This window comes from Thermomonas alba (assembly GCF_022419205.1).
Taxonomy (GTDB): domain Bacteria; phylum Pseudomonadota; class Gammaproteobacteria; order Xanthomonadales; family Xanthomonadaceae; genus Thermomonas; species Thermomonas alba.
In genome coordinates this window covers 241,152-251,458 of the sequence record NZ_JAJOZU010000005.1, presented here as the reverse complement: position 1 = coordinate 251,458, position 10,307 = coordinate 241,152, and the positions used below count along the sequence as shown (strand labels likewise).

The following is a 10,307-nucleotide window of genomic DNA, read 5'->3' as shown; positions in this document are numbered from 1 at the left end:
GTATGCCAGCAGTCAAGATGGATCCGGCGCGCCCGGGACGCGAGTGCGATATCGCGCGGACTTCACACCGACGGTGTCAGCGAGCAGTTGGTGGTGTCGGCCTTGCAGTAGGTCGAAGCGCTGCCCGGCGCGCGCGGCGTGAAGGTGATGGTGGCGCTGCCGGCGACGGCGGCGGAATCGATGGTTCCGGTCATCGACGCGCAGGCCTTGTTGGCCGGCGGTGGAAAGCCGGAGAACTGGCCGATCACGGCGGTGACGGCCTGGTTCATGTAGGCCTTGGCTTCGGCCTGGCACGCCGCTTCCGCGCTGCGGATGCGGTAGTTGTTGTAGGCCGGCAGCGCGATGGCGGCCAGGATGGCGATGATCGCAACCACGATCATCAGTTCGATCAGCGTGAAACCGGCGGCGGTGCGGCGCATGGTCAACCCCTGGGTGGCATCTGGCGGCGAAATCCAAGCAAGGATCGGGCCAGGAATAAGGGGGCTGCGCGCTGCCAGACGCGCAAAAAAGAACCCCGCCCTGCGGCGGGGTTCCGGTGCTGCGTGCGGCTTGCCTTAGACCGACGGGGTCATCGAGCAGGTGGCCGAATCGGCGTAGCAGATGGTCGACGCCACGCCCGGAGACTTCGGTACGAAGGTGATGGCGGCGCTGCTGGTGACATCGCTCGAGGTGATGGCCGCGGTCGGCGAAGTGCAGGCCTTCTGCGGCGGCGCCGGGATGCTGGAGAACTGCGAGATCACCGCTGCCACGGCCGAGTTCATATAGGCCTTGGCCTCGGCCTGGCAGGCGCCTTCGGCCGAACGGATGCGGTAGTTGTTGTAGGCCGGCAGCGCGATGGCGGCCAGGATGGCGATGATCGCGACCACGATCATCAGTTCGATCAGGGTGAAGCCTTGCTGCTTGTTCATGGTGTATCCCCTAGGGTGTGGTTGGGTGGTTCACGTGCTGCGTTGCCCGCCGGTACCGGTCCCGACACGGGCGTGGCGACACGTGCAGCCGTTATAACGCAGGAATCGTGCCAAATGCGGAGATTCCCGCGGCGCGCCTGCATTTGCGGCATCCATCACGGATGCGTCGGGCTGGCGCCGGCGAAGTTTACGACATTTTTTGTCAGTTGCTGACGTATTGCGGCAGTTTCCGCCGGAACCCTCGACCCGGTCACGCAGCGTGCCGATGACGGGCGCGGCCCGCCGCGGCGGGCAGGGGACGGCATTGGGCCTCGCCGCGCGCCGAGGGGGGTCTTGCCGGCGGCCGGCGTTGGCATTCACTCGATGCCCAGCTTCTTGAGCTTGTAGCGCAGCGCGCGGAAAGTGATGCCCAGCTGCGCGGCGGTCTTGGTCTTGTTGTAGCGGTTGTCCTGCAGCGCCTGCTCGATGGCCTTGCGCTCGATTTCCTCGATGAAGCTGGGCAGGGCGCTGGCGGCCGATTCGCGCGGGTCGATCTTGCTGGGGTCGAGGGTGGCGGCCGCGGCGATGGCCTGCGCCGGCAGCGGTGGGGCCGGGCGGTGTTCCGGCAGGCGCAGGTCGGCCGCGCGGATGCCGTCCTCGTCGGCCAGGGCGAAGGCGCGCTCGAGGATGTTCTCCAGTTCGCGCACGTTGCCGGGGAAGGTGTAGTGCGCCAGCGCCTCCATCGCCTCGGGGTGCAGCGGCGGGCGCGGGCGGCCCTGGGCTGCGGCCAGCCGGGTCAGGATGGCCTCGATCAGCACTGGCAGGTCTTCGCGGCGCTCACGCAAGGGCGGCACCCGCAGTTCGATCACGTTGATGCGGTAGTACAGGTCGTGGCGGAACTTGCCTTCCTCCACCAGGGCCGCGAGGTTCTTGTGGGTGGCCGAGAGGATGCGCACGTCCACCGGCACTTCGGCATTGGCCCCGACCGGGCGCACCGATTTTTCCTGGATGGCGCGCAGCAGCTTGACCTGCATGGCCATCGGCAGTTCGGCGATTTCGTCCAGGAACAGGGTGCCGCCCTGCGCGGCCTGGAACAGGCCGGTCTTGTCGGTGTGGGCGCCGGTGAAGCTCCCCTTCTTGTGGCCGAAGAACTCGCTTTCCATCAGCTCGGCCGGGATCGCGCCGCAGTTGACCGGCACGAACGGGCCGGCCGCGCGCGCGCCCTCGGCGTGGATGAGGCGCGCCACCAGTTCCTTGCCGCTGCCGGATTCGCCGGTGATATAGACCGGCGCCTGGCTGCGCGCGACCTTGGCCAGGGTGGCGCGCAGCGCCTGCATGGCCGCGGACTGGCCGAGCAGGCGCGCGGCCGCGCCGCTGGCCGGGCGGCCGGCCTCGGGCTCGGCCGGGCGCGGCGGCGCCAGTTTCAGGGCGTGCTGCACCAGCCCGCGCAGCACCGCCAGGTCCACCGGCTTGCTGACGAAGTCGAAGGCGCCGGCCTTGAGTGCCTCCACCGCCGCCTCTTGATTGCCGAAGGCGGTGATCATCGCCACCGGGGTGTGCGGGTAGAGCTGGGCGATTTCCTGCACCAGCTCGATCCCGGAGCCGTCGGGGAGGCGCATGTCGGTCAGGCACAGGGCGTACGAATGGCGCTTCAGTAGCGTGCGTGCGTCCTGCAGCGAGGAGGCGGTGTCGCAATGCAGGTCCATCCGGCCGAGGGTGAGCACCAGCAGGTCGCGGATGTCGCGCTCGTCATCGACGATCAGCACGTGCGGGATGTGCGGACTGCGGGCGGGGGCGCTCATGGCGCCATCACGATACCCGCTTGCCGCGCTGCGTCCAAGTGCGACGCGTAGCGGCAGCTGGTGGATGCTCAGGCGGTGGTGATCGCGCGTACCCCGGCCAGGCGGATGCGGAAGCAGGCGCCCCCGCCCGGCAGCGGGACATGGCGCAGATCGGCCTGGTTGGCGGTGCAGATTTCGCGGGCGATGTACAGGCCCAGCCCGGTGCCGTGGGCGGAGGTCGTGAAGAACGGCCGGAACAGCTGGCTGGCGATGCCCTCCGGAATCCCGGGGCCGTGATCGAGCACGTCCAGGATCGGATGGCCGCGGTCGTCGCGATGGACGTGCAGCACCACGTGTGCGGGCTGGTTCGGCATGCGCCCGTAGATCAGCGCGTTATGGATCAGCACCGTCACCACCTGCTGCAGCTGGCGGCGGTCCACCAGGCAGTGCACCGGCTGCGGCGGGAGGCGCGCTTCCAGGCGGTCGTCCTCCAGGGGGTGGCTTTGTCGGTAGTCGTCCACGAACTGGCGGGCGAACTCGCCCAGTTCCACCGGCTCGGGTTGGGCGCGCTCGCGCCGCGCCAGGCTGAGCACGTTTTCGATGATGCCGTTCATGCGCCGGGTCTGCTGGTAGATGATCTCCAGCAGGCGGCGGTCGGCCTCCGGGATCTCGCGTGATTCCTCCAGCAGTTGGGTGGCATAGCTGATCGCTGCCAGCGGATTGCGGATCTCGTGCGCGAGGCTGGCCGAGAACCGGCCGAGGGTAGCCAGAGTCAGGGTCTCGGCGCGGCGCGAGGCCAGTTCCGCATCATCCAGAAATACCAGCACCTGGTCGCTTTCGGCCAGCAGGCGGGTGAAGCGCGGCAGCACTTCCGGCAGGTCGGGCATCAGTCGCAGCGGGGTGGCCTCGTTCTGGCCGTCGCGCAGCCAGCGGCGCAGGCGGGCCTCCAGCGCGGGTGCGGCGGTGGCCAGCAGGCGCCGGCCCTCGCCGGCGTCACCCAGTTGCAGCATCGCGGCCTCGTTGGCAAGCCGGATTTCGCCCTCGCCGTCCACCAGCAGCACGCCGGTGCGCATGCGCCGGATGATGAGTTCGTTGATCTCGGCGAGATTGGCGACCTGGCTGCCGCGCTGCTCGGCAAGCGCCTGGCTGGCGCGCAGCTGGCGGCCGAGCAGGCTGGTCAGGGTGGCGATCGCCAGGTAGCTGGCCACGAACATCGGCACTTCCGCGGCCGGTCGTTGCGGGGTGTCGACCAGCGCGCTCCAGACGAATTCCAGCGCCAATGCCAGGCCCGCCAGGCCCGCCGCCGTCAGCCCGCCGCGCAGCGGCAGCAGCAGGGCCGCCGCGCCGATGTTGAACAGCAGCATCATCGCGATGCCGGAAGCCAGCCCGGGCAGGGCGTGCATCGCCAGCGCGGTCACTGCGATGTCGATCGCCACGCCCGCGGCTACCTGGGGTGCGATCGCGCCGTGCCGGCGCAGCACGAACAGGCCGCAGGCCAGCAGCAGGTAGCCGCTGGCCACCGCCATCGCCAGCTGCGGGTGGCGCGGTTCGGCGAACAGCCCGGCGACCGGGCTGAACACCGCCAGGCACAGCAGGGCCGCCTCGAACACCCGGTACAGGGCGAAGAAATGCAGTTCCCGGCGCATGGCGGCTTGCAGGGCGGACGGGGTGGCGTCCGGGGTGCGGTCGGCGGTCATCGTGGGGCGAGTATGCGGCAAGCAATCCCAGGCTGCGGCATGATGCGGCGCAACACGCTAAAATGGCGGTCTGCCCGGGTCGGGCCGGGAAGATGCCGGCGGCCCGGCGTTCCCATCCCTTTCCCCGGGTGATCCATGAACTTCCACGAGTATCAGGCGAAGCAGTTGTTTGCCGATTACGGCATTGCGGTCCCGGTCGGGCGCGTCGCGCGCACGCCGGAAGAAGCGGTCGATGCGGCCAGGGCGATCGGCGGTGATTTTTGGGTGGTCAAGGCCCAGATCCATGCCGGCGGCCGCGGCAAGGCCGGCGGCGTGAAGCTGGCCAAGTCCTTCGATGAGGTGCGCGAGCACGCCAAGGCGATGCTGGGCACCCGCATGGCGACCTATCAGACCGCCGGCGTCGCCCTGCCGGTGGATGCGGTGCTGGTGACCCAGGCCACCGACATCGCCAAGGAGCTGTACCTGTCGGTGCTGGTCGATCGCGGCAGCAAGTCGATCACCTTCATCGCCTCGTCCGAAGGCGGCATGGACATCGAGCAGGTCGCGCGCGAGAAGCCGGAGGCAATCAAGACCCTGCACGTCAACTACGTCCAGGGCCTGCAGCCCTATGAATGCCGCAACCTCGGCTTCGCGCTCGGCCTGAACGCCAAGCAGGTCGGCCAGCTGACCAAGATCATGCTGGGCCTGTTCAAGCTGTTCAACGACAAGGATCTGGCGCTGATCGAGCTCAACCCGCTGGCGATCCTCACCGACGGCAGCCTGGCGGTGCTCGACGGCAAGATCAACTCCGACGACAACGCCAGTTTCCGCCATCCCGAGCTGACCGCGATGCGCGACATCCGGCAGGAGGACGAGACCGAGGTCAAGGCCAGCCAGCACGACCTCAACTACGTCACCATGGACGGCAACATCGGCTGCATGGTCAACGGTGCCGGTCTGGCCATGGCGACCATGGACGTGATCAAGCTCAATGGCGGTGAGCCGGCCAACTTCCTCGACGTCGGCGGCGGCGCCAACAAGGAGCGGGTCACCGAGGCGTTCAAGCTGATCCTGTCCTCGGACAAGGTGAAGGCGATCTTCGTCAACATCTTCGGCGGCATCGTCCGCTGCGACATGATCGCCGAAGGCATCATCGCCGCGGTCAAGGAAGTGGACGTCAAGGTGCCGGTGATCGTGCGTCTGGAAGGCACCAACGTGGAGGCCGGCAAGTCCCTGCTGGCGAACTCCGGCCTGGCCATCATCCCGGCCGATGACATCAACGATGGCGCGAAGAAGGCGGTTGCCGCCGTCAAGTCCGCCACCTGACCACGCGCGAGGGAATCATTCCATGTCCGTTCTCGTCAACAAGAATACGAAGGTGATCGTGCAGGGTTTCACCGGCGCGCAGGGTACCTTCCATGCCCAGCAGATGCTGGATTACGGCACCCAGGTGGTCGGCGGCGTCACCCCCGGCAAGGGCGGCACGCAGCACCTGGGGCTGCCGGTGTTCGATACCGTGCAGCAGGCGGTGGACGCCACCGGCGCCGATGCCTCGGTGATCTACGTGCCGCCGCCGTTCGCGGCCGATGCCATCCTGGAGGCGGTGGCCGCCGGCATCCGCGTGATCGTGGCCATCACCGAAGGCATCCCGGTGCTGGACATGCTGCGCGTGAAGAACGTGCTCAAGAGCCACCCGCACACCGTGCTGATCGGCCCCAACTGCCCCGGCGTGATCACCCCGGGCGAGTGCAAGATCGGCATCATGCCGGGCCACATCCACATGCCCGGCAAGGTGGGCATCGTGTCGCGCTCGGGCACCCTGACCTACGAGGCGGTCAAGCAGACCACCGACGCCGGCCTGGGCCAGAGCACCTGCATCGGCATCGGCGGCGACCCGATCAACGGCACCAGCTTCATCGACGCCCTGCGCTGGTTCCAGGACGATCCGCAGACCGAAGGCATCATCATGGTCGGCGAGATCGGCGGCAGCGCCGAGGAAGAGGCGGCCGAGTTCATCGCCCAGTACGTCACCAAGCCGGTGGTCGGCTTCATCGCCGGCGCGTCCGCGCCCAAGGGCAAGCGCATGGGCCATGCCGGGGCGATCGCCTCGGGCGGCTCCGGCACCGCCGAGGGCAAGTTCGCGGCGCTGGAGAAGGCGGGCGTCACCACCGTGCGTTCTCCGGGCGATCTCGGCGCAGCGATGGCGCGGCGCCTGGCCGGCTAAGCCATCGCAGCGCGCGTCTCCGGCGCCCTTCCCGCACGCGGGGAGGGCGTCGGCGTTTATGGGGTCTGCGCGCGGGCGCGCGCCTGCCGCATAATCCGGCGATGGACGACGCCCGCATTCCGCTGCTCATCGATACCGATCCCGGCGTGGACGACGCGCTGGCCCTGCTGATGGCCTTCGCCGATCCGCGCCATCGCCTGGTCGGGTTGACCATCGCCGCCGGCAACGTCGGCCTGCGCCATACCGTGGCCAACGCGCTCAAGCTGTGCGAGGTGGCGGGCGTCGATGTGCCCGTGTTCCCCGGCGCCGACGCGCCGCTGGTGCACCCGGCGCGCGACGCCGCCTACGTGCATGGCCGCGACGGCTTCGGCGATACCGGCTATGCGCCGGCCGCGCGCAGCGCCGAGGCCGAGCACGCGGCGCTGGCGATCCTGCGCCTGTCGCACGCACATGCCGGGCGCCTGGTGCTGGTGGCGCTGGGGCCGCTGACCAATCTGGCGCTGGCGCTCAAGCTCGACCCCAGCCTGCCGCAGCGCATCGCGCGCTGCGTGGTGATGGGCGCGGCGGTCACTGCACATGGCAACATCACTCCGGCCGCCGAGTTCAACATCGCGTTCGACCCGGAGGCAGCGCACGTGGTCTTCAGCCAGTTCCCCAGGATCGAGCTGGCCGACTGGGAGGCGGTGCTGGCGCACGGCTTTCTGCACACCGACGTGGAGCGCTGGCTGGCGGCCGATTCCCCGCGCGCGCGCTTCTATGCCGACATCTCCGCGCATGCGCGGGCCTGGTCGCGCGCCGGCCGCGGCGAGCGCTGGCATGCCGCCGACGCGCTGGCGATGGCGTTGGCGCTGCAGCCAGAGGGTGTGCTGGAGTCGGTCTCACGGCCGCTGGTGGTGGAAACGGCTGGCCTGCATACCCGCGGCGCCACCGTGGTGGACTGGAACCGCCAGACCGGACGGGCCGACAACGTGGACATCCTGCTGCGCTATGACCAGGCGCGTTTCGAGGCCATGATCGCCGCCGCCCTGGCGGCATAAGCGCAGCGCCGAAACGCGGCTTGCGCAGCGGCCATGATCATCGTTATGATATGCGGCTCTTTCCTGCCGCCATTTGCCAGAGTCTGCCCATGAAAGCCGGCATCCATCCCGAATACCGCGAAGTCGTCTTCCAGGACGTGACCTCGGACTTCAAGATCCTCACCCGTTCCACCCTCTCCAGCAAGGAGACGATCAAGTGGGAGGACGGCAAGGAGTACCCGCTGATCAAGGTGGAAGTCTCGTCCTCTTCGCATCCGTTCTACACCGGTCAAGGCAACAAGATCGTGGACACCAGCGGCCGCGTGGACCGGTTCCGCAAGCGTTACCAGAAGTAAGCCCGCCGCGACGCATCGCGCGCGGCGCGCGTGCGCCCACGCAGCATCACAGAGGCCACCCCGGCGGGTGGCCTTTGCGTTTTCCGGGAGAAGCGGGAGAAGCCGGATGCGGGCGTTGTGATCCGCGACGAGGTTCGCCGTCGGGTTGCGTATGCCGTATGCGATAATGAATGCTTCCCATGCGCCGGCGCATGGCGCGCTCGCGCCCGCGCCCACTACCCCACAAGGAGAGTTGCGCCATGTCCGAACTCGACAAGATCACCCTGACCGCGGGCGGGAAATCCTTCGACCTGCCCGTGCTGCAGCCCACCCTGGGCCAGCCCTGCATCGACATCGCCGCGCTGCCGAAGGAGTCCGGCTGCTTCACCTTTGATCCGGGCTTCGGCGCCACCGCCAGCACCAAGAGCGCGATCACCTACATCGACGGCGATGCGGGCGTGCTGCTGTACCGTGGCTATCCGATCGAGCAGCTGGCCGAGCAGTCCAGCTTCCTGGAGGTGGCCTACCTGCTGCTCAATGGCGAGTTGCCCAGCAAGCAGCAGTTCGCCGAGTTCGAGCATCAGATCACCCACCACACGATGATGCACGAGTCCCTGAAGAACTTCTTCCAGGGCTTCCATCACGATGCGCATCCGATGGCGATGCTGGCAGCGGCGGTGGCCTCGCTGTCGGCGTTCTATCACGACAAGCTGGACGTCGAGGACCCGGCCGACCGCAAGATGGCTGCGATCCGCCTGATCGCCAAGATGCCGACCATCGCCGCCGCCTGCTATCGCTATTCGATCGGCTGGCCGTTCCGCTATCCGCGCAACAACCTCGAATATGTCACCCGCTTCCTGCACATGATGTTCGAGGTGCCCAGTGAGCCGCTGCAGCTCAGCCCGGTAGCGGCCAAGGCGCTGGATCTGCTGTTCATTCTGCATGCCGATCACGAGCAGAACGCCTCGACGTCCACGGTGCGTCTGGTCGGATCGACCGGCGCCAATCCGTATGCCTCGGTCGCGGCCGGCATCACTGCCCTGTGGGGCCCGGCGCACGGCGGCGCCAACGAGGCGGTGCTGAAGATGCTGGAGGAGATCGGCACGCCCGACAACGTGGAATCCGCAGTGCGGCGCGCCAAGGACAAGAGCGACAGCTTCCGTCTGATGGGCTTCGGTCATCGCGTGTACAAGAACTTCGACCCGCGCGCGAAGATCATTCGCGAGATGTGCCACAAGGTGCTGGCCGAGCTGGGCGTCAACGATCCGCTGCTGGAAGTGGCGATGAAGCTGGAAGAGGCGGCGCTCAAGGACGAATACTTCATCGAGCGCAAGCTGTATCCGAACGTGGATTTCTACTCCGGCATCATCTACAAGGCGCTGCGCATCCCGACCGAGATGTTCACGGTGATGTTCGCGATCGCGCGGACCGCCGGCTGGATCGCGCACTGGATCGAGCAGCACGAGACCCCCGGCTCCCGCATCGGGCGTCCGCGCCAGCTCTATACCGGCTACGCCAAGCGCGATTACGTCCCGGTCGACAAGCGCTGAAGCCCAGCGCGCAGAGAAGAAGTCCCGGCAGGTGCCCGCAACGCCCCGCTCCGCGCGGGGCGTTGCGTTTCCGGGTGGAGACCGGAAGGCCCGCCCTCCCAGGTTCAGCGCGGCAGCGCGTCGGCCTCGTAGCCGGCGATTTCCTCCGCGGCCAGTAGCTCGCGCAGCCGGCGTGCGCTACCGCGCCGCATTGGTCGGCCATCCACGCCGGACAGCGGCGCCTGACGCAGGCAGACCGATGGCAGCACGGTGACGTCGAACTCCAGGCCGTCGGCGCTGAACAGCCAGGCTGGCGCGTCCAGCTCGCGCTCGGGATCCAGGCGCAGGCGGTGGTGGCGGGGCCGCGCGGGGATGCCGTGCTCTGCCAGATAACGCGGCACCGCTTCGGGGTCGTCGCTGTGCAGGTGCAAGGCGATCACGGAATGCGCATCGGCAGTGCCGTCCCAGACCGGGCCGACCAGCCGCGGCTGGAATGCGGCGAAAAACTCCAGCGCCGGCAGCGCGGCCTGGCGCCGCAGGCGCAGCGCCTCTGGCTGCTGGGTGCGCTGGAACAAGCGCTGGTATTCGCGCAGGGCTTGCTCGATCTCGCGATTGCCCGGCAGCGAGGCGTCGTCGAAGATCCCCAGCCGCTGCGCGGCCTTGCGTTTGGCCAGGTGGTAGTCGCGCAGGCCGCTTTCGACCATCAGCCGGGCGGCTTCGGTAGCCAGCCGTTGGCGACGCTCGCGTACCCGGGTGACGGCATGGGTGTGGGCATGCGCGGGCGCATGTGGACGCGGTCCAGGCATCGTCGGATCCTCCGCGGTGGCCTGCCCCGACTGTACCCGAGCCGGGGCCTGGG

Annotated in this window: 9 protein-coding genes and 1 pseudogene; 5 read left to right on the top strand and 5 right to left on the bottom strand. The window is 68.4% G+C overall.

Annotated features, from left to right (window positions below):
• Window positions 1-62: 62 nt before the first annotated feature.
• From ML342_RS11905 to ML342_RS09780, 4 genes and pseudogenes are all read right to left on the bottom strand, one after another.
• Window positions 63-419 (bottom strand): prepilin-type N-terminal cleavage/methylation domain-containing protein, encoded by a 357-nt coding sequence (locus ML342_RS11905; RefSeq protein ID WP_275672444.1) that lies wholly within the window; start codon window positions 417-419, stop codon window positions 63-65.
• A gap of 390 nt (window positions 420-809) precedes the next feature.
• Window positions 810-908 (bottom strand): annotated as a pseudogene (locus tag ML342_RS09790) (prepilin-type N-terminal cleavage/methylation domain-containing protein); the annotation flags it as partial.
• A 356-nt stretch (window positions 909-1,264) separates the two neighbouring features.
• On the bottom strand, window positions 1,265-2,689 hold the full coding sequence (locus ML342_RS09785; protein ID WP_240126860.1) for a sigma-54-dependent transcriptional regulator: 1,425 nt from the start codon (window positions 2,687-2,689) through the stop codon (window positions 1,265-1,267).
• 68 nt (window positions 2,690-2,757) lie between these two features.
• A complete protein-coding gene (locus ML342_RS09780) occupies window positions 2,758-4,365 on the bottom strand; it encodes a sensor histidine kinase (protein ID WP_240126859.1) in 1,608 nt (535 codons plus the stop codon).
• Between the two features lie 135 nt (window positions 4,366-4,500).
• On the opposite strand from ML342_RS09780, the gene sucC reads away from it, so the two are divergent.
• The 5 genes from sucC (at window position 4,501) to ML342_RS09755 (ending at window position 9,469) form a co-directional block, all read left to right on the top strand.
• On the top strand, window positions 4,501-5,670 hold the full coding sequence (gene sucC, locus ML342_RS09775; protein ID WP_240126858.1) for an ADP-forming succinate--CoA ligase subunit beta: 1,170 nt from the start codon (window positions 4,501-4,503) through the stop codon (window positions 5,668-5,670).
• Window positions 5,671-5,692: 22 nt separating this feature from the next.
• Window positions 5,693-6,568 (top strand): succinate--CoA ligase subunit alpha, encoded by an 876-nt coding sequence (gene sucD / locus ML342_RS09770; RefSeq protein WP_240126857.1) that lies wholly within the window; start codon window positions 5,693-5,695, stop codon window positions 6,566-6,568.
• Between the two features lie 101 nt (window positions 6,569-6,669).
• On the top strand, window positions 6,670-7,605 hold the full coding sequence (locus tag ML342_RS09765; protein ID WP_240126856.1) for a nucleoside hydrolase: 936 nt from the start codon (window positions 6,670-6,672) through the stop codon (window positions 7,603-7,605).
• An 89-nt stretch (window positions 7,606-7,694) separates the two neighbouring features.
• Window positions 7,695-7,940 (top strand): type B 50S ribosomal protein L31, encoded by a 246-nt coding sequence (locus tag ML342_RS09760; protein ID WP_240126855.1) that lies wholly within the window; start codon window positions 7,695-7,697, stop codon window positions 7,938-7,940.
• A 239-nt stretch (window positions 7,941-8,179) separates the two neighbouring features.
• The gene (locus ML342_RS09755) at window positions 8,180-9,469 is read left to right on the top strand and encodes a citrate synthase (protein WP_240126854.1); all 1,290 of its coding nucleotides are present in this window, start codon (window positions 8,180-8,182) and stop codon (window positions 9,467-9,469) included.
• Window positions 9,470-9,573: 104 nt separating this feature from the next.
• On the opposite strand, the gene ML342_RS09750 is transcribed toward ML342_RS09755, so the two are convergent.
• Complete coding sequence (locus tag ML342_RS09750; RefSeq protein ID WP_240126853.1) at window positions 9,574-10,254, bottom strand: type 2 periplasmic-binding domain-containing protein; 681 nt, start codon at window positions 10,252-10,254, stop codon at window positions 9,574-9,576.
• Window positions 10,255-10,307: the final 53 nt, after the last annotated feature.

Bases quoted from the DNA above. Each gene is read 5' to 3' on its own strand.
- ML342_RS09760 (WP_240126855.1), top strand. From the start codon at position 7,695: ATGAAAGCCGGCATCCATCCCGAATACCGCGAAGTCGTCTTCCAGGAC.
- ML342_RS09785 (WP_240126860.1), bottom strand. From the start codon at position 2,689: ATGAGCGCCCCCGCCCGCAGTCCGCACATCCCGCACGTGCTGATCGTC.
- sucD (WP_240126857.1), top strand. From the start codon at position 5,693: ATGTCCGTTCTCGTCAACAAGAATACGAAGGTGATCGTGCAGGGTTTC.
- ML342_RS11905 (WP_275672444.1), bottom strand. From the start codon at position 419: ATGCGCCGCACCGCCGCCGGTTTCACGCTGATCGAACTGATGATCGTG.
- ML342_RS09750 (WP_240126853.1), bottom strand. From the start codon at position 10,254: ATGCCTGGACCGCGTCCACATGCGCCCGCGCATGCCCACACCCATGCC.
- ML342_RS09765 (WP_240126856.1), top strand. From the start codon at position 6,670: ATGGACGACGCCCGCATTCCGCTGCTCATCGATACCGATCCCGGCGTG.
- ML342_RS09755 (WP_240126854.1), top strand. From the start codon at position 8,180: ATGTCCGAACTCGACAAGATCACCCTGACCGCGGGCGGGAAATCCTTC.
- sucC (WP_240126858.1), top strand. From the start codon at position 4,501: ATGAACTTCCACGAGTATCAGGCGAAGCAGTTGTTTGCCGATTACGGC.
- ML342_RS09780 (WP_240126859.1), bottom strand. From the start codon at position 4,365: ATGACCGCCGACCGCACCCCGGACGCCACCCCGTCCGCCCTGCAAGCC.